The sequence below is a fragment of the Bradyrhizobium sp. USDA 4538 genome, from assembly GCF_024171045.1.
Classification (GTDB): Bacteria; Pseudomonadota; Alphaproteobacteria; order Rhizobiales; family Xanthobacteraceae; genus Bradyrhizobium; species Bradyrhizobium australafricanum.
In genome coordinates, this window is sequence record NZ_JALJZE010000002.1 from 137,172 (window position 1) to 162,323 (window position 25,152).

18 protein-coding genes and 8 pseudogenes are annotated in these 25,152 nt (G+C 60.6%); 13 read left to right on the forward strand and 13 right to left on the reverse strand.

Annotation, left to right across the window (positions count from 1 at the left end):
• Positions 1-86 precede the first annotated feature (86 nt).
• Positions 87-527 (forward strand): annotated as a pseudogene (locus J2R78_RS41935) (transposase); the annotation flags it as partial.
• A gap of 75 nt (positions 528-602) precedes the next feature.
• Here the strand turns inward: J2R78_RS41935 and J2R78_RS41940 are convergent.
• The 3 genes and pseudogenes from J2R78_RS41940 to J2R78_RS41950 form a co-directional block, all read right to left on the reverse strand.
• Positions 603-1,130, reverse strand: coding sequence for a group II intron maturase-specific domain-containing protein (locus J2R78_RS41940; RefSeq protein WP_246786227.1), 528 nt, complete (start codon positions 1,128-1,130; stop codon positions 603-605).
• A 115-nt stretch (positions 1,131-1,245) separates the two neighbouring features.
• Entirely contained in the window at positions 1,246-2,496 is a 1,251-nt protein-coding gene (gene ltrA / locus J2R78_RS41945) for a group II intron reverse transcriptase/maturase (RefSeq protein WP_253607755.1), read from the reverse strand.
• 554 nt (positions 2,497-3,050) lie between these two features.
• Positions 3,051-3,734: pseudogene (locus tag J2R78_RS41950) on the reverse strand (group II intron reverse transcriptase/maturase); the annotation flags it as partial.
• A 556-nt stretch (positions 3,735-4,290) separates the two neighbouring features.
• On the opposite strand from J2R78_RS41950, the pseudogene J2R78_RS41955 reads away from it, so the two are divergent.
• A pseudogene (locus J2R78_RS41955) lies at positions 4,291-5,199 on the forward strand (IS5 family transposase); the annotation flags it as partial.
• Between the two features lie 249 nt (positions 5,200-5,448).
• Here the strand turns inward: J2R78_RS41955 and J2R78_RS41960 are convergent.
• Positions 5,449-5,598 (reverse strand): ATP-binding protein, encoded by a 150-nt coding sequence (locus J2R78_RS41960; RefSeq protein WP_309145054.1) that lies wholly within the window; start codon positions 5,596-5,598, stop codon positions 5,449-5,451.
• A gap of 29 nt (positions 5,599-5,627) precedes the next feature.
• Between J2R78_RS41960 and J2R78_RS41965 the strand changes: the two genes are divergently transcribed.
• Both J2R78_RS41965 and J2R78_RS41970 read left to right on the forward strand, forming a co-directional pair.
• Positions 5,628-5,861 (forward strand): hypothetical protein, encoded by a 234-nt coding sequence (locus tag J2R78_RS41965; protein ID WP_253610190.1) that lies wholly within the window; start codon positions 5,628-5,630, stop codon positions 5,859-5,861.
• 250 nt (positions 5,862-6,111) lie between these two features.
• Complete coding sequence (locus J2R78_RS41970; RefSeq protein ID WP_253610249.1) at positions 6,112-8,214, forward strand: recombinase family protein; 2,103 nt, start codon at positions 6,112-6,114, stop codon at positions 8,212-8,214.
• 6 nt (positions 8,215-8,220) lie between these two features.
• On the opposite strand, the pseudogene J2R78_RS41975 reads toward J2R78_RS41970, so the two are convergent.
• Positions 8,221-8,538, reverse strand: a pseudogene (locus tag J2R78_RS41975) (ATP-binding protein); the annotation flags it as partial.
• 318 nt (positions 8,539-8,856) lie between these two features.
• Here J2R78_RS41975 and J2R78_RS41980 point away from each other — a divergent pair.
• The 5 genes and pseudogenes from J2R78_RS41980 to J2R78_RS42000 all read left to right on the forward strand — a co-directional run.
• Positions 8,857-9,024, forward strand: coding sequence for a hypothetical protein (locus J2R78_RS41980; RefSeq protein WP_253636051.1), 168 nt, complete (start codon positions 8,857-8,859; stop codon positions 9,022-9,024).
• Complete coding sequence (locus J2R78_RS41985; protein WP_253610247.1) at positions 9,017-10,348, forward strand: recombinase family protein; 1,332 nt, start codon at positions 9,017-9,019, stop codon at positions 10,346-10,348. Before J2R78_RS41980 ends, J2R78_RS41985 begins: the two co-directional genes overlap by 8 nt.
• Positions 10,324-10,497: pseudogene (locus tag J2R78_RS41990) on the forward strand (IS110 family transposase); the annotation flags it as partial. The gene J2R78_RS41985 and the pseudogene J2R78_RS41990, both read left to right, overlap by 25 nt.
• A gap of 835 nt (positions 10,498-11,332) precedes the next feature.
• Positions 11,333-11,647 (forward strand): annotated as a pseudogene (locus J2R78_RS41995) (conjugal transfer protein TraD); the annotation flags it as partial.
• A gap of 6 nt (positions 11,648-11,653) precedes the next feature.
• Positions 11,654-11,788, forward strand: a pseudogene (locus tag J2R78_RS42000) (conjugal transfer protein TraD); the annotation flags it as partial.
• Positions 11,789-11,807: 19 nt separating this feature from the next.
• On the opposite strand, the gene J2R78_RS42005 reads toward J2R78_RS42000, so the two are convergent.
• Together J2R78_RS42005 and J2R78_RS42010 are read right to left on the reverse strand one after the other, a co-directional pair.
• Positions 11,808-12,152 carry a hypothetical protein gene (locus J2R78_RS42005; protein WP_253610246.1) on the reverse strand — a complete coding sequence of 115 codons (345 nt, stop codon included), beginning with the start codon at positions 12,150-12,152 and terminating at the stop codon, positions 11,808-11,810.
• Positions 12,152-13,243, reverse strand: coding sequence for an IS5 family transposase (locus J2R78_RS42010; RefSeq protein ID WP_069276043.1), 1,092 nt, complete (start codon positions 13,241-13,243; stop codon positions 12,152-12,154). The genes J2R78_RS42005 and J2R78_RS42010 overlap by 1 nt, the downstream gene beginning before the upstream one ends.
• Positions 13,244-13,663: 420 nt before the next feature.
• On the opposite strand from J2R78_RS42010, the gene J2R78_RS42015 reads away from it, so the two are divergent.
• Entirely contained in the window at positions 13,664-17,806 is a 4,143-nt protein-coding gene (locus J2R78_RS42015; protein ID WP_309145061.1) for an IPT/TIG domain-containing protein, read from the forward strand.
• A gap of 241 nt (positions 17,807-18,047) precedes the next feature.
• Positions 18,048-18,278, forward strand: a complete 231-nt coding sequence (locus J2R78_RS42020) for a hypothetical protein (RefSeq protein ID WP_253610244.1) — start codon at positions 18,048-18,050, stop codon at positions 18,276-18,278.
• A gap of 240 nt (positions 18,279-18,518) precedes the next feature.
• On the opposite strand, the gene J2R78_RS42025 is transcribed toward J2R78_RS42020, so the two are convergent.
• The 6 genes and pseudogenes from J2R78_RS42025 to J2R78_RS42050 all read right to left on the reverse strand — a co-directional run bounded on the left by J2R78_RS42025 (position 18,519) and on the right by J2R78_RS42050 (position 23,506).
• The gene (locus J2R78_RS42025) at positions 18,519-19,967 is read right to left on the reverse strand and encodes an IS4 family transposase (protein WP_253610243.1); all 1,449 of its coding nucleotides are present in this window, start codon (positions 19,965-19,967) and stop codon (positions 18,519-18,521) included.
• Between the two features lie 730 nt (positions 19,968-20,697).
• A complete protein-coding gene (locus tag J2R78_RS42030; RefSeq protein WP_253610241.1) occupies positions 20,698-20,904 on the reverse strand; it encodes a transposase in 207 nt (68 codons plus the stop codon).
• 447 nt (positions 20,905-21,351) lie between these two features.
• Positions 21,352-21,567, reverse strand: a complete 216-nt coding sequence (locus tag J2R78_RS42035) for a copper-binding protein (RefSeq protein WP_253610240.1) — start codon at positions 21,565-21,567, stop codon at positions 21,352-21,354.
• A 53-nt stretch (positions 21,568-21,620) separates the two neighbouring features.
• Positions 21,621-21,875, reverse strand: a pseudogene (locus tag J2R78_RS42040) (copper resistance protein); the annotation flags it as partial.
• Positions 21,876-22,046: 171 nt separating this feature from the next.
• Positions 22,047-22,943, reverse strand: a complete 897-nt coding sequence (locus J2R78_RS42045; RefSeq protein WP_253610239.1) for an amidohydrolase family protein — start codon at positions 22,941-22,943, stop codon at positions 22,047-22,049.
• A 143-nt stretch (positions 22,944-23,086) separates the two neighbouring features.
• Positions 23,087-23,506 (reverse strand): hypothetical protein, encoded by a 420-nt coding sequence (locus J2R78_RS42050; protein WP_253610209.1) that lies wholly within the window; start codon positions 23,504-23,506, stop codon positions 23,087-23,089.
• 245 nt (positions 23,507-23,751) lie between these two features.
• Between J2R78_RS42050 and J2R78_RS42055 the strand changes: the two genes are divergently transcribed.
• Together J2R78_RS42055 and J2R78_RS42060 are read left to right on the forward strand one after the other, a co-directional pair.
• Positions 23,752-24,342, forward strand: a complete 591-nt coding sequence (locus J2R78_RS42055; protein WP_253610238.1) for a LysR family transcriptional regulator — start codon at positions 23,752-23,754, stop codon at positions 24,340-24,342.
• A 33-nt stretch (positions 24,343-24,375) separates the two neighbouring features.
• Positions 24,376-25,074 (forward strand): hypothetical protein, encoded by a 699-nt coding sequence (locus J2R78_RS42060; protein WP_253610236.1) that lies wholly within the window; start codon positions 24,376-24,378, stop codon positions 25,072-25,074.
• Positions 25,075-25,152 lie beyond the last annotated feature (78 nt).

Genomic DNA, 25,152 nt, shown 5'->3' on the forward strand with positions numbered 1-25,152 from the left:
GCTTGAGAAGCCCAAACCCTGCAATTTCGTTTTATGGATTTCCCTTCGCTGCGGACCATGATTCTGTGTTGCATCGGAGGGGGACGATGCGGCCGAAGAAGCATAAGACGACGGGATCGAACGATCTGTTCCGGGCACGGCTGGACCAGATCATCAACATGAAGCACGAGCTGGTTCTGCTCGCTGGCAAGGTCGATTGGGACTGGATCGACGGCGAGATCGCGCCGCTCTACAGCGAGAACGGCCGGCCCGGGATCGAGACCCGCTTCGTGATCGGGCTGCTATTGCTCAAGCACATTTACGGGTTGTCCGATGAGGGGGTCTGCGAACGCTGGGTCCATGACCCGTATTTTCAGTTCTTCACCGGCGAAGAGTTCTTCCAGCACGTCTTCCCGCACGAGCGCTCGGACCTGAGCCACTGGCGCAAGCGGCTCGGCGACAAGCTGGAGCTTTTGCTGGCCGAGAGCCTGCGGGTGGCACACGAGGCCGGCGCGTTACGTGGCCAAGACCTCCAGCGGGTCACGGTCGGTCGAGTAGCCCCGGGGAATTGCACCCCGAGGCTCTCACGAAACCGGACGTGAACCTCTCGATTCATCCGGCTTCTATCTTCCAGCCGCAGGTCGAATGCCGACTCGCCACAAATAGAGTAGGTTCGGATCGCGCTGTGCGAGCCGTCCCAACCAATATACTGAGGCGACTTTCCGGCCTTTCAACCGCTTGTATTTCCGCCTCGTCCAACGGGCGAGCGCGTCGTTTACGTGACGAAGGACGTTGACACATTCCGTCCGGTAAAACCGTCCGTAATAGTTCAGCCATCCTTGCACGACAGGATCAATCAGCTTGGCGAGTTCTTCAAGACTCCAGTGGTTTCGCGTCGAACCCAGTCGCCATGAGCGAATGGTTTGTCGGATTCCTTTGGCAGCCTTGTTGCTGATTGCCGGGAGGAAGTTGAGGAACTTCTCGCCCTTTCGATCGCGAGCGCTGCGCGGCTGGAAGGTGTAGCCAAGGAAGTCGAACGAGATGTGTTCGCATTCCTTTCTCCGTTTATTATCCTTGCAGTAGACGATCCGGGTTTTCTCCGGATGGAGCTCCAGACCGCATTCCGCAAGACGTTTTCGGATCGCCTCCATCACGGTTCGAGCCTCGCTTTCAGTTCTGCAATGGACTATCAGTCGAGTCGCCCGGGGGAGTTTCACCCCCAGGCGCTCACAGATCCGGACGTGAACGTCTCCGCTCATCCGGCTCTTACCGTCCAGCCGCCGTCTTGTGCAGCATCGACCAATGGGCCAACAGCGTGGGGGTGCGGCACGCAATGTCCCGTACCCAGTGCTCTGCCCGTCTTCGATGTCGCCGCAGACGTTTGTATTTTGACATCGCCCATCGCGCGAGACATCGGTCGAGATGGCGTAGTGTCGGGTAAAGCGCCGATTTGTAGTACCGACCATAGTAGTTCATCCAGCCTCGAATGATCGGGTTGAACATCCTCGCCAGGTCGTCGATCCTCTTATCCACCCGGCAGCGTAGTTGCCAGGCACGGATTTCCTGTCGGATTGCCTTCGTCGCGGCATTGCTGACACCGGGGCTGAAGTTGACGAAGTGCTTTCCCCAACGGTTCTTCGACCGACGGGCGCGGAACGTGTAGCCCAAAAAGTCGAATTTCTGTTCAGGATAATCACCTCGCCGGTGGTCATCCTTACAATAGACTATCTTCGTCTTGTCCGGATGAAGCTCCAGTCCGCATTCGGCAAAGCGCTTCGCAAGCGCCTCCTTCAGTTGTTGTGCCTGCCGCTCACTGTCGCAATGGCAGAGAATATCATCGGCATAACGCTCGAACGGGATGCTCGGATGATTTCTTCGCATCCACATGTCGAACGTATAGTGGAGAAAGAGATTCGCCATCAGCGGTGATACCACCGAGCCCTGCGGCGTGCCCTTCTCACGGGGTTCAAGGGTGCCGTCTTCCAGTTGAACGGGAGCTTTAAGCCACCGTTCAATGTACAACAACACCCAAGCGCAGTCCGTGTGCTTCCGAATCGCCTTGAGCAAAAGCTCATGCGATATCGAGTCAAAATAGGCCCGAATGTCGAGATCGAGCACGAAGGGATGCCGCCAGCATCGCTGGCGAGCAACCCCAACGGCATCGAGCGCCGATTTTCCGGGTCGATATCCGAACGAGTCTGGATGAAAGTGCTTCTCCAAATCCGGCTCCAGATATCCTTTGACGACCGCCTGAGCAACGCGATCCGACACCGTAGGAATTCCTAGCGGCCTCTTCCCGCCGTCGCGCTTGTCGATCTGCACACGCTTGACCGGCGGTGGAAAGTAGCTGCCCGAAGACATTCGATTCCAGAGCTTGTACAGATTGCTCTGCAAGTCTGCCTCGAACACCTCGATCGACTGCTCGTCCACACCGGCTGCGCCCCGATTTGCTTTAACCCGTTTGTACGCCTCCCAAACCCAGCGCTTGGGGATGTCATACGGCTTTGCTTGACCCAAAAGAGTCCTCCCGTTTCCGGTTGCTCTTCCAATCAAGCGGGACAGTGCCGTGCCTTCGCTCCGCCACCATTACAGTGCCTTCGTCACTACTACACACGGCTCCGTCCCTGCATCGCGCATTGGTACTCAGACTCTTGTGGGGCTTCCACTTGAACCATTCCCTTGGCATCGCGATACAGGTTCCCACGTTCCGCACAGAAGCCTGAACCGAGGTCACGCCACCTCGCCTGCCGGACGCCGCCTGAGCCGTAAACAGGTATCGCTCAGACTGATCCCAAGATAACGACTACCCCTTGGTTTTGACGTCTTCCCTACGCTTTCGACAGTTCATCGGTGGTTCGCTTGCGCTCGTCTCCTCGATCCTTACCTGACAGAGTCTCGCTCTGCCTTTTCCGGTCTCGCTCACCACCTCAACCATTGGGCCGAAGCAGCAGCCGGTGGTTTGAACCCTGATCCTGCAACCCGAGTTCGAGGGGCCAACCCCCATCTTCTGTGCAGCAAGGCTGCTCAAAGGTGCTCTACATCACACCTCCTTCGCGCCGTCGTGGCGCACCATCGTCAGCGTATCTTTCGAAACACAAACAAGGGAAGGTCCGCTGCATCCAGCGATCGAATGCATAGTGCAGAACCAAATTTGCGAGCAGCGGTGAAACCACTGAACCCTGAGGGGTTCCGCGTGTTCTCTCCACTAGGATTCCGTCTTCTTTCTCCACGGGAGCTTGCAGCCACCGCTTTACGTAGAGACGAATCCAGCTCAGTTCCGTGTGGTGGGCGACGGCCTTTTCGATCAGGTGCCAAGGAATCGAGTCGAAGAACGACTTGATATCAAGGTCGATAACCCAGTCGAATTTCCAGCAACGCTTTCGCGCTGTCCCCACTGCGTCAAGCGCCGAACGGCCGGGCCGATAGCCGTAGGAGTCGGGATGGAATATTCGTTCCATCGTCGGCTCCATAACCATCTTTGCAACCGTCTGAGCCACGCGGTCAGCTATAGAGGGTATTCCTAACGGACGCTTCCCTCCATTAGCCTTGGGAATTTCCACGAGACGGACGGGAGGCGGAAAGTATGTTCCCGACGACATTCGATTCCAGATCTTGTAGAGGTTTCTCTTCAAGTCCTTTTCGAATTCCTCGATGGAGACCCCATCCACACCCGCTGACCCGCGGTTCGCTTTCACCTGTTTCCAAGCTTCCCAAACGAGATGTTTGGGGATCTGATACGACTTTGCCTCAGTCATCGGCTCCTCCCGTTTCCGGTTGGCCTGTGACTTTGGCTGGAAGATCGGGTCCCTTCGCTCCGCCCGTATTACCGGGCCTCATCACTATTACGAACCCGTCCGCCCCTGCGTCGCGCATTGGTACTCTGCCCTCGGCGGGTCCGCCGCCTTTGGGGTCTCCCTTGGCATCGCGACGCAGGTTCCCATGTTCCGCGCAAGAGCCTGCCATCGGGATCACGCCGCCTCTACACCGGTTGCCGCCCGGCCAATAGACAGGCTCTCGCCGCGCTTGATCCCAGGAGGTGGTATCGCCCCCGGTTTCGACAACACCTGAACTGTACTTTCGATGCATCATCGGCGGTTTACTTGCGTTCGTCTTCCCGTGGCTCACCTGACAGGCTGATTGCCCGCCTTTTCCAGCAACGCTCACCACCTCAGCCATTGAGCTAAAGCAGCTTGTGGCGGTTTGGACTCTGATCCTGCAATCCGAGTCCGAGGGGCCTGCCCTCATCTCTTGCGCAGTAAGTGCTCGGAAGATGGTCTACATACTCAACCTCCTTCTTCGCGCCGTCATGGCGCACACACCACGGTGCAGCCGAAGGCCATCACCTTTCCGACCGACGCCAAGCTGCTGCATGCGGCCATCAATGGCCTCAACCGCCTGGCGAGAAGACACGGCGTCAGGCTGCGGCAATCCTATTCTCGCGTGGCCGAGGCAGCCGCGATGATGGCGGGCCGCTACGCCCATGCCAAACAGTTCAGGCGGCATCAGCGGCAGTTGCGTATCTTGCGCAGCCGGCTGGGCCGGATCATCCGCGACATCCGCCGCAAGATCGGGGGCCAGCCTGCACTGGAGGAGGCGTTCGCCCTCCCGCTGAGCCGAGCCACCCAGATCCGCTCGCAGCAGCAGCGCCAGCGCGGCTGGAAGCTGTATTCCTTCCATGCTCCGGAGGTCGAGTGCATCGGCAAGGGCAAGGCCAGCGCACCTTACGAGTTCGGCGTGAAGGCCTCCATCGTCACCAACAACCGCCGGGCTCCCGGTGGCCTGTTCGTGCTGCATGCCAGGGCGATGCCCGATAACCCGTACGATGGTCACACCTTGCGGGACGTCCTTCACCGCACCGAAACGCTCACCGGCTGTTCGATCGAGCGGGCCTATGTCGACAAGGGATACCGCGGCCACGACGCACAAAATCCCCGTCGCGTCTTCATCTCCGGCCAGAAGCGCGGCGTCTTCGGTGTCATCAAGCGCGAGCTGCGCCGCCGCTCCGCCATCGAGCCCATCATCGGACACCTGAAGACCGAAGGTCACCTCGGACGCTGCTACCTCAAGGGCCGCGCAGGAGATGCCGCCAACGTCATCCTCTCGGCCGTGGGCCACAACTTCCGCCGCATCCTTGCCTGGCTCAGAGAACTCTTGTGCCTCTCCCTGTTCCAGCTATGGCGCATGCTCGCCTGTCCAGCCCCGCTCAATTCGGCTTCTTAACGGACGACAATTTAAGCGTTGCGATCGTCCGACCTTCAACAATGAAGTCAACGTTATGGCCCGCCGCCTGCCGGCTGAACTCCCTGAGAACTCGGGCGGAAGAATCGCTAAAGACAAGTTCTATCCCGCCGCTCGGAAGCTGCGTATTTCGCAAAAACGGGACAGTGGTTTCGCTAACTGACGGACAGCAGTTTCGCTAAATCGCGGACAGCGTGGCGGCGCTGGCTTTTGGTTGCCTGGTTGTTGAAGTCAGTTGGTATTCGTTTCGCTGTTTTCGACGTCGGTCAAGGGGCGCGCGGCTTTTTTCCTTCGCATGCTGTCGCCTTCGAGAGCGATGCGGTGGGAGTTGTGGATGATCCGGTCGAGGATAGCGTCTGCGATGGTTGGCTCGCCGAACACGTCAGAGTACCCCTATTCTTGAGCGGGTCGTGTCTCACGTCACGATCACTGACCCGCATCATTTTCTTTTTGGGCACCGGCTTGAGGTGCTGAAGGAGCGGTCGGGGCGCGGTCCCGCCTACGTCGTTGTCGCGCTGCCGGACGGCCGGCCGCGGGCGATTCGGATCGCGTCGACGGATCTTGCCGAGACGATCACTTCCCGCCCGAACGCCGCCGATCTGCCGCGCATCAGTGCACGTACGCTGATCCCATTGATGCATTGATGCAACATTTGAGCGCGAGTCTGAGCCTTCTCGACGAGAAGGTGATTCGCGATGACCCACCGACCGCTTCCAGGTCGCGTTGCGTATCGACCCCTACCGACGTTGGCAAATCCACCTGGCCGTCCGGCCGACATTCCGCGCCTGTGGCCGAATCTATCGACCGCGACACAAACGCAGATTGCTCAAACCATCGCCGCGCTGATGCGGCGAATGCAAGCGGTTCCCGGCACGCCCGGAAGAGGACTGGGTCGTGCTGATCAGCTTGAACGTCGCTGACGAGCGGCTCACGACTGCGCACCGAGCCAAGTTGGCCTATGTCTACGTGCGGCAGTCATCCGTGAACCAGGTGCGCCAGCACCAGGAGAGCACGGAGCTGCAGTACCGGCTCGTCGATCGCGCCGTCGGTCTGGGCTGGCCGCCGGAGCGCGTCCAGGTCATTGACGAGGATCTGGGTAAATCCGGTGCTGGCGGTGTGGATCGTCATGGTTTCCAGAAGCTCATTGCCGAGATCGGCCTTGGCAACGCCGGTCTTGTGGTGAGCCTCGACGCTTCTCGCCTGGCCCGCAATAACCGGGACTGGCATCAGCTTCTCGAACTGTGCTCGGTGTTCGGCGTCCTCATTGCGGATGGTGAGCGGCTTTACGATCCGCGAGCCTACCACGACCGCCTGCTGTTGGGATTGTCCGGTATCATGAGCGAGGCGGAGTTGCATCAGCTTCGGATGCGTCTTCACCAAGGGGAGCGTCAGAAGGCGGCACGGGGCGAACTGCGGCTGCCCCTGCCGGCCGGGCTCGCCTACGATCGGGCGGGTACGATTGTTCTCAATCCCGACGAGGAGGTGCAGGCCCGTCTTCATCTTGTATTTGCCAAATTTCGGGAACTGCAAAGCGCTCGCCGTGTGATGCGTTACCTGGGCAGGAACGGATTGTCCTTGCCGGTTCGACCGCTGCTTGGGCCATCTCCACACGAGGTCGTCTGGCGTGCGTCAGAGAGTGGACGCGTCCTTAGTATCCTGCAAAATCCAGCCTATGCTGCGGCGTATGTTTATGGTCGCCGGCAAAAGGATCTGAGCCGATGCCAGCCGGGATCACTGACGGGAACGGTCAAGGTGGCGATCGGGGATTGGGCGGTTTGCCTCCACGCCGCTCACCCAGGCTATATCAGCTGGGAGGAGTTCATGGCCAACCAGGGGCGACTGGCAGATAACGTCTTCCGCTATGAGGCAGGACATTCTGGCGTACCGCGCAAGGGGGCAGCCCTGTTACAAGGAATTGCGATCTGCGGCCGTTGCGGACGGCGCATGAGCATGCGCTACACTGGCCCGAATGCCGACTATCCGGTCTATTGCTGCCGCTCGGATCGGGACCAGCAAGGCAGTGCACTGTGTCAGGAAGTCCGGGCCTTGGCGGTTGACGCGCTGGTCGAGCGGGTGGTCCTCGATGCCCTGGTGCCGGATCAGATTGAGATCGCACTCGCGGCGGCGGGCCAACTGGAGCAGGAGAGCCGTCAGCTCGAGCGCCAGTGGGCGCTTCGCGTGGAGCGCGCCCGCTACGAGGCCGAGCGCGCTCGGCGTCAGTATGACGCCGTAGAACCCGAGAACCGTCTTGTGGCGCGCTCACTTGAGCGGGCTTGGGAAGAGAAGCTGCGTGTCGTCGAGGCGGTCGAGCAGCAGCATGCGCGTTGGCGCGTACAAGAGCCGCTTCTGATTGGCCCGGCGGAACGCGCTGGGCTACAAGCGCTCGGCGAGAACCTGCCGCGGATTTGGAATACGGCCACCACGTCGGCAGCCGATCGCAAGCGCATTCTGCGATTTGTCATCCGCGAAGTCGTTCTTGATCAGAAGCGGACCCGAGGTCAAGTGTGGCTCAAGATCATCTGGCACACCGGCGCAACCAGCGAGCATCACGTACAACGGCGCGTTCACACCTACCGCGATTACATCGACATTGATCGGTTGCGGCAACGGATCGTCGAGTTGAATGCTGAACACAAAATGGATGGCGAGATCGCGGCGATACTCAATCGGGAAGGCTTCGTCGCGGCCCGAGGCTGCGCCTTCAAAGGCGAGAACGTCTGGGTGTTACGCACCCGCTGGGGCATTCCCACCGTCAAAATCAACGGCATGGTCAAGAACCCAATGCGCTGGCCCGACGGTAGCTTCTCGATTCAGGGCGCAGCGGCTGAGCTTGGAGTAACCCCGCAGACGGTGTTCGATTATCTCGCGCGCGGATTGCTGGCAGGTCATCAGTTGGCCAAGGGCCAGCCATGGCAGATCGAGCTCTCAGACAAACAAATTACTCAGCTTCGCAACCGGGTACGACGCACCAAGCGTTCGAAGAAGGAGGCATCATGAAGTCATCGGCTCGCCGATCATGTCGTGCCATTGGGCAACGGGCAGCTGGGCGGTAATCAAGGTCGATTTGCGCCTATAGCGCTCTTCGAAGATTTCGAGGAGATCAAGGCGCTGCTGATCATTGAGGGTGTGGGTGCCCCAGTCGTCGAGGATGAGCAGATCGATGCGGCCGAGCGCCCGCAGGAGCCGCGGGTGGCGGCCGTCGCCGCGCGCCAAAGCGAGATCGGTGAACAGCCGCGGGACACGCTGATAGAGCACGGAGCGATTGTCGCGGCAGGCCGTGTTGCCGAGCGCCGAGGCGAGCCAGCTCTTGCCGACGCCGGACGAACACGCGACATAGTACCCAAGAACATCCGTTCGAAGTTGTCATTCAATATCGACATCATCCACGCGCTGGTGAGCGCGTCATTGCTTTGAGGCGCGTCATTCACGGGGCTCGCCATCACTTCGTGATCGAACAGCCCGACGGCTCTCGCGCCTTGCTGCCGGCATGGATGACAGAGAATTCCGCCGCGGCACTGCCGACGGTTGAAGTCCCTCGGCTTCCCCTGGATTCGTTGCGCGCACTTCGCGGCCTCGTTGATGCACAGCGCGTATCGTCGTCACCATCATCTGGAACGAGTCGGACGGTTGGAGGTGATGATGGAACAGCAATGGCGACAGCTCGATCTGCCGGCGGTCACGGCAGGCACAGTCCAGCACCAGCGGCTCGATCCGCTGATTCGTTTGGAAGTCACAAGTCTGCTCAAACTTCTTCTCGACGAATGCAGCACCGACTGCGCAAAGGTGACGGAGGCGGACAATGAATAAGATAACGTCTGATCATTTATCACGCAGCGCCTATGTCTATGTGCGGCAATCGACCCCGGACCAACTCGTCAATAATCCTGAGAGCCGTCGGCGTCAGTACGCGCTCGCAACTCGCGCACAGCTGCTTGGCTGGGAAAACGTCATCGTCATCGATGATGACCTTGGTCGCTCGGGGGGCGGCACAGCGCGTCCCGGCTTTGAGCGCTTGCTGACCGCGATCTGCACCGGAAGCGCCGGCGCTGTGCTGGCCGTCGAGGCTTCCCGCCTGGCCCGTAATGGCCGCGACTGGCACACACTTCTGGAGTTCTGCACGCTGGTGAACAGCCTGATCATTGATGAGGACGGCGTTTACGATCCAAAGCTCACCAATGACCGACTGCTGCTAGGTATGAAGGGGACGTTCAGCGAACTGGAACTAACGATCTTGCGCCAGCGCTCACAAGAAGCACTGCGCCTCAAGGCAGTACGTGGCGATCTTCACACGAGTGTGGCCGTCGGCTACGTGCGCAGCAGCGACGACAGGCTTGAGCTGGATCCGGACAGGCGGGTGCGCGAGGCGCTCCATTTGGCGTTCCGTAAGTTTGCCGAGTTTGGCAGCGTGCGCCAGGTCGCGATTTGGTTATGCGACAACGGCATCAAGATGCCGATTGTCGTGTATGGTCCACGCGGCCGAATGGTGGAGTGGCGGCTGCCACGCTACAATACGATTCACCGGCTGCTGACCAATCCGATCTATGCTGGCGCCTACGTATTTGGTCGGACCGGCTCGCAGGTTCGAATCGAAGCCGGCCGCAAGCTGGTCACCCGTAATGTACGGCGAACGCAGAAAGACTGGGAAGTTCTGATTCGTGATCATCACGACGGCTACATCTCCTGGCAGGATTACGAGAACAATCAACGGACCATCAACGGGAACGCTAACATGAAGGGCGCGATGGTGCCGGGATCGGTGCGCAATGGCGGTGGATTGCTGGTCGGCCTGTTGCGTTGTGGACGTTGCGGTCGCAGGCTCAAAGTGCAGCATAATGGGCTGCGAGGTGTTGCGCGCTACCTTTGCAACGATGCCAGCGTTAATCACGGAAGACGAACGAAGTGCATTGCATTTGGCAATGTGCGAATCGATGCAGCTGTGTCGGCCGAGGTATTATCGGTGATTGCGCCTCTCGGCCTTGACGCTGCTCTGCAAGCAATCGCGGACCGCGAGCGCGCCGGCCGAGAGCGGCTGCAGCACATAGAGCTTGCGCTCGAGCAGGCACGCTATGAAGCGGCTCGCGCACACCGACAATATGATGCGGTTGACGATGCCAGCCAACCTCTGCACTAACGAAATGGTACAAGGCGCGGGTCGCACACAATAACGGACGCATGAAAAAATCAACCATCGTTGCGCTGGCACGCAAGCTGCTGGTCGCCCTTTGGAAATATACAAACTCGGGCGTCGTCATCGAGGGCGTGGTTATGAAACCTGCCTGACGATCACGTCGCCCTTTCCGCAATCCCTCAGGATGTGATCAGTCCTGACGGAACCGGGCCGATGGACCGAAGGTGCGCGATGGCGAAATGCCGGGTATAAGTATGGTCTCATCGTCCTGAGCCTGCCCGCCGCAAGCGGGATGTTGGTACGGCTGCACATCACGCCGACCGTATGTGAGCTTGATATGGCCCGCCAGGCGAGCCGCGTCACGCAGTTGGCTCAGAACTCGGACCCGCTACGCCGGAGATATCCATGTATTCTGATTAATAACGGACGTGGGAGTGCAAGCCCCGCGCTGCCTCACGCTACATGGTCACGCCGGGCCAGGCTCCTGATTGTTGCAAGGATCGTTCGTGGATGAGATGCGCGGCTGTGGAGAAACAGCCGACTTGGTGCGAGGGTGAGACCGGGTGAGCCGTCCCGAGAATTTTTATTCGAGGGCGCGCCTATACGTCGTTCCGACTGTCGCCTTCATGTGCCAAGGTTCAAACAGCGAAAGAGGCCCACTCGTTCTTTACTTCGACGTGGCGAGGTGCGCGCAGATGAACTGTGTGCCGGATCGCATTAACCGCGATCTGCAAGACCTTGACCGCCGTGTTCAACCACGAGCGGATTGCGGAGTTACGCCAAATCATTTGGCGATGCCGCCATTCCACAATATTCTTGACATCGACCAAACCATGTGAGCGCGCCCTCCCTCGAAAAAATCTCGCGATGGACCGCGCCGTGCCACACCGTCCCGACAACATAGAAGCAATCAGCAAGGCGCTCAACTGTCATCGTGTCATCGTGTCATCGCCGCATCGACAACGAACGAAGACGATGGAGGCAACAATGTGCAAGCTGCGGGACTTCGACACGGAGCTGAAAGCGCTTGAGGACAAGGCGCGAGACCTCCGAAGCCGCGAGGTGCTCGGGCTTGGCGAACTGGTCATCGCCACCGGAGCCGACGCGCTCAGCGCCGACGACTGCCGGGTGCGCTGGTCGCCATCGCGGAAACGAAAGATACCGTAAAGACGGAGGCGTGGGTGAAGCGCGGGCCCGCGTTTTTCGAGGCGCGAACACCGCGATCTACGTCAGCGCCGTGACACCGAGCGCTCTCGGTCACATTCGAGCGGCGCGCAACCGGCGTCAGGCGGCGCGGGCGCGCATGACATGCGAAGCTGGCAGATCGAGCGCCGCAGGCGCTCGCGGCATCTGATCGAACTCGGCAGGCTCGTCGTTAAACCCGGCGTCGGGGACCTCACCGACGACGACCGCGCTACCATCTACGGCACGCTCATCTGGATCTAGCAGGCCGTTGAAGAACTCAGCCGCGTTCGCAAACGAAGGCTGAATCGTCGCCATTGTGGATGTAGAAGTGGCCAACGAGCCTGCCCGCAGTGCCGATCATGGCCCATCCGCGACCACAGGACGGATCATTCTCGTCGTGCCTCTCCCATGAGAACTCGGCGCAGGCCGATCCGTCGCGGGTGCCGTAGCGAGCATCCAGGAAGCCCTTGAGAGCCCCAAACGCTATTTCGCCATCGGACTTGCCACGGAAGGTGAGATGCGCCTCTCCGACAAGATCGAGGAAGTCGCTGTCCCAGTTGTCCATTTCGACGATGCGCCAGCGGCCGGCAAAGGCCTTGGCAAAGCCGGGCACCTTGGCCATCAACCGGTCTCCGCGATCAACTTGGGCAGCCGCACCAGATTGTAGGCGGCCGCAGCGAAGGTAAAGGCCCATCCGACCCGATCACGGCCACGGAATCTGGTCTTCTCTTGCCCGGCGACCGTCTTGATCCAGCCGAATGCCTCCTCAATCCGCTTGCGGATGCGCTGGCTGACAGCATAACCGCCGTGCCGGGTCGTACGCCCGTCGATCGCAGAGCTACGGCCGCCGGTATTCTGCGCAACATGCGGCGTCACGTTCATCGAGCGCAGCTCGTTGACGAAGTCTTCTGCATCGTAGGCTTTGTCGGCACCAAGCGTGATCGCTGTCGGTCGATCGGCACGAGGCTCGATCATGTGCAGCGCGGCCACCCGTTCGGCATGCCCACCGGCCTGCGTCAGGCAGGCGTCGACCAGCAAGCCGTGGCGGTTCTCCATCAGCCCGTGCCCGATGAAGCACAGCTTCGTCTCCTTGCCTTTCCCCTTGCGGTAGAGCCTGGCCTCCGGATCGGTGGTCGAAGCATGGGTGTCGTTGGAGCGCTTCTGGCCATGGAAGTTCGCTTCAGCATTGCGCCCGCCGCCTTGGGCCGGCGGCTCGCCGGAGCTATCCTTCGGTTTGACGCTCTTCATCGAGGCCCAGGCCTCGATCAGCGTGCCGTCGACCGAGAAGTGATCGCTCGACAGAAGCTTCTTCACCCTGGGCTGCGCCAGCACCGCCGCCAGGAACTTCGCCGCGATGTCGCCTTCCAGCAGCCGGTCGCGGTTCTTCGAGAATACCGAATGGTCCCAGGCTGCATCGTCGACGCCGATTCCGACGAACCAGCGGAACAGCAAATCATATTCCAACCGCTCCATCAGAAGCCGCTCCGAGCGGATCGAATAAAACGCCTGCAACAGCATCGCCCGCAGCAGCTTCTCCGGCGGGATCGACGGCCGTCCAATCGGCGAATAAAGGGCGGCGAACTCGTGCTCCAGCGCCGCCAGCGCCTCGTTCACGATCGTCCGGATCCCTCGCAGCGGATGATCACGCCGCACCCTTGCTTCCAGGTCGACGTAGCTGAACAGCTCGCCCGTTCGATTGTCGCCGCCGCGCACGCACCATCTCCGAATCTCGTCGGAGCCAATGAATCATGATCCTCGGTCGGCGGCGACCGCCTTTTTTCAACAGCCTGCTAGACAAGCTCAAAAGCGAGCAAGGCGAACAGGCGCGCGAGCTCTGGGCCGAGAAGGGAAAGCATTTGTGGACCGACGCAAAGGAGCGAATCTCAGCGCCTCGGAAGACCGGTACGATAGGGTTTCCTGATCTGAACCCTTTTTGCAATATTCTGACCGTTATTCCGATAATTGGTGTTCAAAACTTATTATTAGAGCCCCACGGCTATCCGTGCGCCGTTTGGGGGGGAAGTGGTGCTTTATTCGTTTTATGCCGTTCTCGGCCGTGCAATCCGTTTGTTCTTTCTCGTCGCTGCCGTCCTTGCTGGCGCAGCGATTACTGCGAACGCAGCTCCGGTGGAGGTGACGGGTTTCACGCCGACCTCGGGACCTGAGGCCGGCGGCACCACGGTGACCATCACCGGCAGAGGTTTTGTCGTTACTGGCGCACGTGTTACCAAGGTGGCTTTCGGCTCTAACGATGCGACTAGCATCAGGATAGTCTCGGGTACGGAGATCATTGCAATCTCACCGCCAGGTACTGGCAGCGTGCATATTGTCGTTACGTCGACTTTGGCGGGTGAGGTAGCCTCGGCCGACCGCTTCACCTACACCCCGCCGGCGCCGACGGTCACCTCGATCACGCCGACGTCCGGTCCTGAAGCGGGCGGCACGGTCGTAGCGATCACCGGCACGGGCTTCACCGGCGCGACCGCCGTCAAGTTCGGCGCCACCGCGGCCACCAGCTTCACGGTCAATTCGGCGACCTCGATCACCGCGACCGCGCCCGCCGGCGCCGGCACGGTCGACGTCACCGTCACCACACCGGTCGGCACCAGCGCAACGTCTGCGGCCGACCGCTTCACCTACACCCTGCCGGTGCCGACGGTCACCTCGATCACGCCGACGTCCGGTCCTGAAGCGGGCGGCACGGTGGTGACGATCAGCGGCACCAACCTCGCCAATGCCAGCGCGGTGACGTTCGGCACCAGTGCGGCGCGGATCACGGCCAACTCGGCGACCTCGCTCACGGTGACCTCGCCGGCCGGCACCGGCACGGTCGATGTCCGCGTGACGACGCCCGGCGGCACGGTGTCGCCGGGCCGCTTCAGCTATGTCGCGGCGCCGACGGCAGCCTCGCTGTCGCCGAGCTCCGGCCCCGAGGCGGGCGGCACGGTGGTGACGATCAGCGGCACCAATCTGGCCGACGCCAGCGCGGTGACGTTCGGCACCAGTGCGGCGCGGATCACGGCCAACTCGGCGACCTCGCTCACGGTGACCTCGCCGGCGGGGACCGGCACGGTCGACGTCCGCGTGACGACGCCGGGCGGCACGGTGTCGCCGGGCCGCTTCACCTATGTCGGCGCGCCAACGGCAGCCTCGCTGTCGCCGAGCTCCGGCCCCGAGGCGGGCGGCACGGTGGTGACGATCAGCGGCACCAATCTGGCCGACGCCAGCGCGGTGACGTTCGGCACCAGCATGGCGCGGATCACGGCCAACTCGGCGACCTCGCTCACGGTGACCTCGCCGGCCGGCACCGGCACGGTCGACGTCCGCGTGACGACGCCGGGCGGCACGGTGTCGCCGGGCCGCTTCACCTATGTCGGCGCGCCAACGGCAGCCTCGCTGTCGCCGAGCTCCGGCCCCGAGGCGGGCGGCACGGTGGTGACGATCAGCGGCAGCAACCTGGCCAATGCCAGCGCGGTGACGTTCGGCACCAGCATGGCGCGGATCACGGCCAACTCGGCGACCTCGCTCACGGTGACCTCGCCGGCGGGGACCGGCACGGTCGATGTCACCGTGACGACGGCGGGCGGCACGGTGTCGCCGGGCCGCTTCACCTATGTCGGGGCGCCGACGGCGGCGTCGCTGTCGCCGACGTCCGGTCCGGAGGCCGGCGGCACGGTGGTGACGATCAGCGGCAGCAACCTGGCCAATGCCAGCGCGGTGACGTTCGGCACCAGCATGGCGCGGATCACGGCCAACACGGCGACCTCGCTCACGGTGACCTCGCCGGCCGGCACCGGTGTGGTCGACGTCCGCGTGACGACGCCGGGCGGCACGGTGTCGCCGGGCCGCTTCAGCTATGTCGGGGCGCCGACGGCGGCGTCGCTGTCGCCAACGTCCGGTCCGGAGGCCGGCGGCACGGTGGTGACGATCAGCGGCAGCAACCTGGCCAATGCCAGCGCGGTGACGTTCGGCACCAGCATGGCGCGGATCACGGCCAACTCGGCGACCTCGCTCACGGTGACCTCGCCGGCAGGGACCGGCACGGTCGATGTCACCGTGACGACGCCGGGCGGCACGGTGTCGCCGGGCCGCTTCACCTATGTCGGGGCGCCGACGGCGGCGTCGCTGTCGCCAACGTCCGGTCCGGAGGCCGGCGGCACGGTGGTGACGATCAGCGGCAGCAACCTGGCCAATGCCAGCGCGGTGACGTTCGGCACCAGCATGGCGCGGATCACGGCCAACTCGGCGACCTCGCTCACGGTGACCTCGCCGGCGGGGACCGGCACGGTCGATGTCACCGTGACGACGCCGGGCGGCACGGTGTCGCCGGGCCGCTTCACCTATGTCGGGGCGCCGACGGCGGCGTCGCTGTCGCCAACGTCCGGTCCGGAGGCCGGCGGCACGGTGGTGACGATCGCCGGCAGCAACCTGGCCAATGCCAGCGCGGTGACGTTCGGCACCAGCATGGCGCGGATCACGGCCAACACGGCGACCTCGCTCACGGTGACCTCGCCGGCGGGGACCGGCACGGTCGATGTCACCGTGACGACGGCGGGCGGCACGGTGTCGCCGGGCCGCTTCACCTATGTCGGGGCGCCGACGGCGGCGTCGCTGTCGCCGACGTCCGGTCCGGAGGCCGGCGGCACGGTGGTGACGATCAGCGGCAGCAACCTGGCCAATGCCAGCGCGGTGACGTTCGGCACCAGCATGGCGCGGATCACGGCCAACACGGCGACGTCGATCACGGTGACCTCGCCGGCCGGCAAGGGCGCGGTGACGGTGACGATGACGACGCCGGGCGGCAACGTCTCGCCGGGCACCTTCACCTATATTCCACCGGCGCCTTCCGAGACGAAGACGACGATAATGTCGTCGCAAAATCCGAGCAGTTTTGGTCAAGCCGTCACGTTCACGGTCACCGTCACCGCAATCGGCGCCGGAACGCCCGCGGGCACGGTGACGTTCAGGGACGGTGATGTGCAGATAGGAGCCTCCTTCCTGTCTGCGGCGGGCGTCGCGACGCTGATGACAAAGACACTCTCTGTCGGTAATCACAGCATCACAGCGGCTTATGCTGGCGGCCCTGCGTTCAATGCCTCGATTTCGTCGCCCCTGACCCAGTCGGTGAACATTCCGGCCGATAGCACCAAGCTGCGTCAACTGCAGGTCGACGTTACCAAGGTCGTGGCGCAAAACTCCGGCCAGGCGATTTCGAGCGCAATAGATACCGCAATCTCCGAAGGGTTCAGTGATGGCGGACGATGCATAACACCTGGACCAACGGGTCTGCGGCTTAACCTGACCGTCCCCTGTGAGGACGAACTGCAATCCGCGCGCCCCAGCGCCAGTGCTTACGCGAGAGAGGGGGCTCCCGGCAGAGCCAGCCGCGATAATTCTAGCATCGACGACGTTTTTGCAGCGGTCGAGTCGGCGAAGGTGGCTTCGGCGAAGGTTCGGGCACAAAATAACTGGCTGTTCTGGATCGACACCCGCGGGACCAGCATCGACCGCTGGGCATCGCCGGGCAATTTCGGCGCCGGAGCGACCCAGGCAGCACTCTACGGTACCCAGTTCAATACGCTCGCCGGCCTGACCTACAAGATCGCTCCTGACTTTCTGGTGGGAGCGGTGGGCGGCTATGAGAGCTTCCAGTACACAATGGATAGCATCAGCGGAAGACTCAAAGGGGACGGCTGGACGGCCGGCTCCTATCTCGGTTGGAGGATTACGCCGGCATTGCGGTATGATGCGGCCGTGACCTTTTCCAACATCAGCTACAACGGCACCGCAGGTGCCGCGCAAGGAAGTTTCAGTGGTCAACGCTGGCTGCTGACGACCGGCCTCACCGGCTCCCATCAATGGGCCAACTTCCATCTGGAGCCGTCGACCAGGCTCTACATCCTCCGGGAGCGGGAGGGGGCCTATATCGATACGCTTGGAACCAAACAGGCCGCGTACAACTTTTTCGCAGGACGTGCCTCAGCCGGGACCAAGCTGACCTATCCGGTGTCCTGGAGCGATGGCCTGCTGCTGTCGCCCTACGTCGGGGGATATGCTGACTACTACTTCACGCGGGACAATGCTGCGGCCGTCATCATCGGCACGTCCGTGCCGCAAATTCCGATCCAGTTGCAGGGGTGGTCTGCGCGTTTCACCGGCGGCGTCGACCTCAGATCCGCCGGCGGCGCCACACTCGGCGTTGGCGCCGAGCTTGGCGGGATTGGTGGCAATACCCGGATCTGGACGTTTTCCGGACGCGCTCAAGTGCCATTTTGACGATGAGGCTAAATTCGATCTGGTAAGGCAGCGCCCGTCCCAATCGGGAAGGAGATTCTGGTGGCTGAGCAAACGTTACAGTCCGAGAAGAAAACAACCCAAGGGAATGATTTTCCGAGTGTTTGGTGCGAGCGGAAATGGCTATGGCTGTCCGGCGTCAGCCTGGCGACCCTGGCTTCTTTTGTTTCCCCCTGCCACTGCGGAGACGGTCGTCCTGCGGACGGGCGCCCCCACGTGCGTTATGAGTGATGTAACGATCCACGGATCGCCTTATAAGAACGCTAATAGTGATTACGACCCTGACGGCAAAGGGGTCTATTTGGAAAAGGGTACTCGGTTCAAAGGTAGCAACCTCACCATCAACGCGGACCTGACGGGGATCCAGTTGCTCGGCGGGAATAACTCCGTCAGCCTCACGGGGCACAACACCATCAGTATGACTGGCGTGCCCCAAAAAGGCTTCGGGGTATGATGCCGGCATTGACATCAGAAATGGCGGCACACTGGATTCCAATGGAACTCTCGACATCCGGTCTTATCAATCCGTGCCTTGTCGTCCTGCGACCAGCGCCGCCGCCGCTCCAACCCGCCCAAAACCTCGACCCGCATCGCCTGATGACCTTAAAGCTAGACTTAAGGCCACAGGCTTCGCGAATTGCCACCCGTCACGCAAGACGGCCCCCGCCGGCTTACGATTACCCACATTTTTGAGTCAGAGTTCCGCTCCCGTTGCGATATCGATGAATCGCGATAATCCGCGCCACATGATCAGATTCCCTGGAGGCGGATCGTTGGCGCGGGCGAGATAGCCGCCGAGCCTGGCGATCTTGATGAGATAATTCGACAATGTCTTTCGTTGTGTGCTGACTGGAGTCTTGTCTTTGACGAGCCGATCAAGCAATTGGATTTCGGCTTTGGTCAGCACAAATTCTGGTGGGGCATTTGGCGCTGAGCGATTGAGCATCGTCATCCAAAAAATGCGCCAACTCACAATGCAGAATACAGAGATAAGATTCGTCAATCGCTGAGCAGTCCGCAGTTGCGAGTCCTCTGCCCTGCAGCCGGATTTGAGGATCTTGTGGAAGACCTCGATCTTCCATCTCAGAGAATACCATTCGAGTTTTTCGATCGCATCCCTGCGCGATTGCACCGGAAGATCGGTCAGGAGTTTCCATTCAATCTTCTTTCTGTTCTTTGGCGCTCCTCTTTCATCAGCGTGGATCACTGTCAATGTCAAAGCTGGATACCGCGACTGCTTGCCTATCGGTGGCAGAATACGGATTTTACGATATCGGATTTCAAGAACAGCCTGGTCTGGATTGCCCTTGCTATCCTGGACTTCGATCCGGTGGAGACCTTTGACCACGACCTCGTCCATTATCGTTGCAACGGTATAATCGCCATCGCCTGCGAGGCGATTGACACAGGTCCTTACCAAGAAATGCGTTCCAACCTCTTGGGCGGCGCAGAACAATTCATAAATATCGGCCTCACGATCACCGATATGGATGCACTGGGATGGCTCCTCGAACAGCTCCGTGGATTGCTTGAGGTTCTCCAGCCACCGAATGCTCTCCTTGGTTTCAATGGGGATCCGTGTCAGGTTGACCTCGCGCCTGAGCGCAGCGACCCCTCTGAATTTCTTTCTGGTCCAAAACTTCACGGCGCTGAGCCCCAGTGGAAGCCCCTCGAGGGTCACCGCAAGGCTCGAATGCATCAATATTCCGCACGTCGTGTACGTTTGGGGTTTTCCGTCCAGTCTTCGGGAGTTGCTTTTGGGGATGCGCTTAATCATCCCGATCAGATCCGGACGCTCCCGTTGGTAGGTGAATTCGGTCGTATCATGCAGGACAAGAACAGGTCCTTTCGCGGCCGCGATACGTTCCCGCGTCGATTTAAAATGACCAGACAGGATGTCGGCCTCGCTTACTCGTTCATTGGAGAAGAAACGATAGGCCGCCTTGGTGTTCGCCCAGTCTTGGCAAACCATCGGAATACTCTGTCCGATGTCTCCACCAATCTGCTTCAGCAGCATGCGAAATCTCTCGCCAAGTCGGGCATCTTGAAACTCGCACAGCGCAGCTTCACGGTCAAACCAGGTCACCGCGTCAGACGTCAACCGATGCGCCTTTTCATCCCGGGCGCGTGAAGCCAGTCCCATAGAGCACCTCTTCTCGAATCAGGTGCCCATCAAAGAATCACAAGCGATTCTGGCGACTCAAGTTTTTCGGCTCAGTGCACCCCGAAAAATGTGGGTAATCGTAAGGCTGCTCGGATGCGTACGACGGATGCAGTCGAAGCCCTCCTCGATTCCGAAACCGCGCGGCATGAGCTGGGTGATCCCGCCGATGTAAGCGCAGATCCACGGTACCCGGCGCCTGGCGGCGGCGGCCGACAGCGCTTTCGGCTGCGCCTCGAGCGATGCGGCCAGGATCCGCCTCGCCTCGTCGGCGGTGCCCCCTTTCGCGCTGCTTCTTTTTCTTCTTCACCTTAACGACGATGCCTTTGGTAACGTGGGCGTTCAGAAAAGGCCGCCCGGGCCGCCGCAAGCCTTCTCAAGCCCCGCCAGAAGAGCAGCTCTCGCCTGACCGTCCAAATCCAGGGCTCGGCCCAACGTAACCGGTATGAGCTCCCACGTCCGCGATGATTAGCGGTCGCGTGCGTAGCGGATGGGCGTCCAGTGCTGGCGCAGCGGACGGGTTGACGCTGTTTCTCCGCGACGGCCGTGTCGAAGTTGACAGCAACACAGTCGAGCGTTCCATGGCAATCTCCACGGGCTTCGTCTGTACCGGCGAAATACACTCGGACTTGCCAACCCTCCCGCCATCGCTCTCGGCGCCAATTTGGATAGGCACGAAGTTCTGGGCTTTGCCGGCCAGCGCCGCCGCTACCTAGCGTCGCCACACCGTGAGCAGTCCGCGAGAAACGCCATTGCGCCGGGCCACCTCGGAGATGTTCGCCCCCTCCTCACAGCTCTCCGCCGCGATCCGGGCCTTCTCCTCGCTCGTCCACCGTCGCCGCCGGCGCTCCCCAGTGATCACCTCAACGCGGCGATAAGAGTCACCTTCCTGCCTGGCATCAAGCATGGCCTTTGCCATCACGCTACCTCCACCGATCAACTCTTGCCAGCCTGTATCGCAGGCACGCTTCGTCACTGCGAGGTGAGGGCCTCATGCCCGATACGGCCCAACATTAAATTCACTTCTCCTAAACGTTTCACGGTCACCGCCGCACGCTGCAATCCGTCCTCTTTACGGTGACATCGGCGGTCACCCGCTCCGGTCGCCTCTTCTTTGTGAATGCCAATTCGCCCATCGGACGTCCAGAGACACGACGATCTGGACGGAGGCGGTCGGCCCGTGAGCTGTATAGCAGACGCGCTCAAGCTTCTGGCTACCGTTGTCTGCTTTTCTCGAAGCGGGACATCGAAGCCGCTTGACCGCAGGGAAGAGATGCATCGTCAGCACCGCCCCCTCAAACTCCTCACAAGCAAGCCCCCTCGTCGAGGTTGTTAGAAGTATCCCGATTGCCAGGGCGCCGAGCGCTCATTTCGCCTTCTGCAGCTTCGTGATCGCAATTCCGCCGTCGAGTCGCTCGACTTCGCACTGAACCTTTTCGCCGACATTGACCTGATTGAGCATCGATAGGTCCTTCACGCGGTACGTCTCCTTGACTTCGCCGGTGACGGCGTTGCCTTGCGCCAGAGCAGCCGTGGATACGACGACGGATGCGAGCAGGATCGCTGCTTTCAACGTTCTCATGGTTTCTCCTTTTCGTTGATCGGATCATTCGTAGCTTCGCAGCGATGTTCGCTTCACCTCACGGTGCCGAACATGCCGGACTCGCGGTGCCCTGGGATCAGGCAGGCGCACTTGCCCGACTTGCTGAACTTCCAGACGGGCTATGCGGTCTTCTTCAGAGCAATCTTCTTCGGATCGTCGTGCGCCATATCGGGGTTCATAGCCGCCGCGTGCTCTGGATTCTCAGCATTTGTTCCAAGAACGAATTCATGATCCAACTCACCATTGTTCTTCAGTACGAACGTGATCTGCTCGCCCTGCTTCGCTTCTCAGAGGAGTTGCCTGTGTCGATGTGGATGCGGTGAGCCTACATTCCCTTCATGTCGTGCACTTTGGGCGGTTCTGGCGGCGCGTCCCTGCGTGTCGGCTGCCCCGTCGTCGCATCGACCTCATATGCGACGGTGCCTGGCGGATACTTGTTGGGGCCTGACTCAAAGTCGTCAGTCGTGTGTGATTGATAATCCGTCAAAAGACCGCACGGGCGCCGCCGTCGTATCTATTCGGTGTGATCGACCGATTGGTGTGAGAGCCGAACAATGCATCGGCGGTGCCCGTCCTGTGGCCGAGGCCGAGTCCGCATCCATCAATCGACTTAGTCGCACTCGATCGCTGGCAGCGAAGCTCTGTTTCGCCAGGGCGTCGCTGACGGCCTGCTCGATGGATGCGAGGGATTTTCCAGCCGCATATGTTCCAGCGAGGTTCACGAGCTTCTTCGTCCCGTACACCGTGAGCGGTGCGAGTTTCATAAGCGTGTCGTCGCCATAGATCGGCGAGCCACCAACGACGACCAAGGCCACATCCGCCGGCATTACGCTAACGACCGACAAAGTCGGTGAGCTCACGTCACCGCGCACGACAATAACGTCGGCCTGACGGCCGGCATCGAGTGAGCCGACATGAGCGTCAATTCTGCCCATCTTTGCGGGCTTCGTGTTCGCCATGGCGATCAGCTTATCGGTCTTGACGAATGGATAGCGCCGGCTCGCGTAACCCAACTCCTGCAGCATGCCGGCGCTTCCCGATTTGCTCCAGTCAGGCGCAATCGCGAGCGGTACCTGCAATCCGTCCGCTGCGGCAATGTCGGTGGTCGTGTCATAAAGGTCATCGTTGCCCCGCGGCGACCAGATGAGACCGGCGTCACCCTTCGCGATGGCGTCGACGTCGACCCTTCGAAGTGCCGTACCGTGAATGATCCCTATTCCAGGCGTGCGCAATCCGGCGCTCTTCAACATGAAGGATTCGTGATGCGCGCTCGCATCGGTTGGTGCACGTTCCGACAGGAGCACGGTGAGACCGCGCAGGAGGCCGGCCTTGAGTTCGCACAGAATGAATTCCATTCGATCGCGAGCGCCCTCATGCGGGAACACTTCGTTGTCGACGAGATCGAGGAGCCGAGGTTGGGGATTATTGGCGTCCTTCTGGTAGGGATCTTTGGCGGGTCCGGCATCATGAACGGCAGGCCCGACCAGAGATCAAGATTTCAAATGAGGCCCGCTGTGCACTTCTTGTTGTCGTTATGTTCGTCAGTTGGATGGAGGCTGCCGAGCGAGGAGGTCGTACCGCCGGCGATCGCTTTGATCTCGGCCAGGATCTCTACCTTGCAGGCCGCGGCGTCGAGAATCGCATTGTGTGGTGAGACTAGGTTGCGGTCATACTCGGCATAGTCCTGCCACTCGTACCGGTTGGCGAACTTTCTCGGGCGCAGCCATCGCGGAAGGACGTACCAGTAAAGATGGTTGTGCTGATCGATGAAGCCGGTATGGATGATGCCGGGAACCTTGACCGGCGCCGCGGTGATCGCGCCACTTCCTTGTGGGCCAACTGCCGCGATCTTGTCGCCTGAGATCGCGAGCACGCCGTCCGGGAGGACGGCGCCGGGCGTCAGGGCGGTTCCATGCACGCTCCAATCCGTGGCATCCGCTGGATGTCGACGTGAAACCGATCAAGGGCGGAAGTCAAAAGCAACAGATAGAAAGAACGAGTGACACGCGTCCAAGGCATATCGGCCTCCGCCTGCACCGTGGGAGCCAGGCGGGGGAGACGGCTTTTCTTTTCAGCGCAATGAGCAACAATCGGCGTTGCTTTATTAGATAACGTGAAGTTAGACTCGCTCTCGCTAAAATTGTAAGTCAAGGTGTCGGCTGAATGATCGGTTCGAGTTGCCGCCGCAAAATGCCTTCCCTGATGGCGGTCCGCGCTTTTGAAAGCGCCGCGCGCCTCGGACATTTTACGGCGGCAGCCGACGAATTGCTGCTAACCCAAAGTGCTATCAGCCGCCACGTCCGCAATCTGGAGCAAAGCCTCGGGGTCCAGCTTTTCCATCGCCGCGGCCGTCATGTTGCTCTGACCCAGGACGGACGCCGCTATATGGAAGTGGCGGCAGACGCTTTCGACCGCATCGCCGCGGCCACGGCATCGTTGCGCCATTCACGGCACGCCCAAGTGCTCACCATCAGCATGCCTCCATCGCTTGCGATCAAATGGTTCACTTCGCGGATGGCGCAATTCCTTGAGTTCTGTCCAGGAACGGAACTGCGCATCCGGGCATCCTGCCAGCTTGCCAATTTCGATGATGACAGCATCGACGTCGCCATCCGTTATGGCCGCGGCAATTGGCCGGACGTGGAGGCCGAACAACTGATCGGCGAGCAGGTCGTCCCTGTTTGTAGCCCGTCCCGACGCAGCAGGACGAGCCGCTATCGCAGCTATTTCCGCTATGGGCGATCAGTAGACTGATCACGCATGTTTCTTTGGTGAAGAGGAAAACTGGTGGACATCCACGGCAAAAACAACGAGGTCTCCTGTGGAGAGAACGTTACCCTGACCGGCACGATCACCGGTGAAAACAACACTGTTTCTATCGGCTCTGCGAGAGAGTACAGCTCGATCCGACTGTCAATAAACGGCACCAACAATCAGATTCGAATTGATGACTGCTACCAGATCAAAGGCTTAGCGATCCAATGCGGCTGCCACGTTGCTGCACATAGCACCCGCCTGACAATTGGAAGCCAGTTCTCGATGGAGCCTGGCTGCGCCTTTCTGCTGTATAACTCGACCAATCAGATCTCTATTGGGCGAGATTGCCTTTTCTCGAACGGGATCATTATCCGCTGCGGAGAATCTCCGCACCTCATCTTTGAAGCATCATCGGGAAACTACATTGATGTCTCGGATGGGGTCTCAATTGGCAACCACGTCTGGGTCGGCGAACGTGTTTACATTAACAAGCGGAGCGCAGTTCCGGATAACTGCATCGTTGCGGCATGTAGCGTTGTTACGAAGCGTTTCGACGAGCAGTTTGCTGTTATCGCGGGCAATCCATCGCGTGTTGTGAAGGCCGACGTTCAGTGGGTAAGGAACAGAGATTTTCTGGCGCCTGGCTCGAAACTGTCTGCTGGATACAAGAGGTTTCAAGACCACCTCAATGAACGTCTTAACGCCGGTGTGACCGACTTTGAGCTGTAGCGTTGCGCTCGCTTCACGGAACCACAAATGAACCACGCCTCAGACCAAACAAATGAACCGGAATCGACGAGTTCTGGC

Excerpts from the sequence above, each read along its gene's own strand:
- J2R78_RS41940 (WP_246786227.1), bottom strand. The coding sequence starts at position 1,130 with ATGGAGGCGATCCGAAAACGTCTTGCGGAATGCGGTCTGGAGCTCCAT.
- J2R78_RS41980 (WP_253636051.1), top strand. The coding sequence starts at position 8,857 with ATGGAACAGCAATGGCGACAGCTCGATCTGCCGGCGGTCACGGCAGGC.
- J2R78_RS41985 (WP_253610247.1), top strand. The coding sequence starts at position 9,017 with ATGAATAAGATAACGTCTGATCATTTATCACGCAGCGCCTATGTCTAT.
- J2R78_RS42005 (WP_253610246.1), bottom strand. The coding sequence starts at position 12,152 with ATGGCCAAGGTGCCCGGCTTTGCCAAGGCCTTTGCCGGCCGCTGGCGC.
- J2R78_RS42020 (WP_253610244.1), top strand. The coding sequence starts at position 18,048 with ATGAGTGATGTAACGATCCACGGATCGCCTTATAAGAACGCTAATAGT.
- J2R78_RS42025 (WP_253610243.1), bottom strand. The coding sequence starts at position 19,967 with ATGGGACTGGCTTCACGCGCCCGGGATGAAAAGGCGCATCGGTTGACG.
- J2R78_RS42030 (WP_253610241.1), bottom strand. The coding sequence starts at position 20,904 with ATGGCAAAGGCCATGCTTGATGCCAGGCAGGAAGGTGACTCTTATCGC.
- J2R78_RS42035 (WP_253610240.1), bottom strand. The coding sequence starts at position 21,567 with ATGAGAACGTTGAAAGCAGCGATCCTGCTCGCATCCGTCGTCGTATCC.
- J2R78_RS42045 (WP_253610239.1), bottom strand. The coding sequence starts at position 22,943 with ATGGAATTCATTCTGTGCGAACTCAAGGCCGGCCTCCTGCGCGGTCTC.
- J2R78_RS42055 (WP_253610238.1), top strand. The coding sequence starts at position 23,752 with ATGATCGGTTCGAGTTGCCGCCGCAAAATGCCTTCCCTGATGGCGGTC.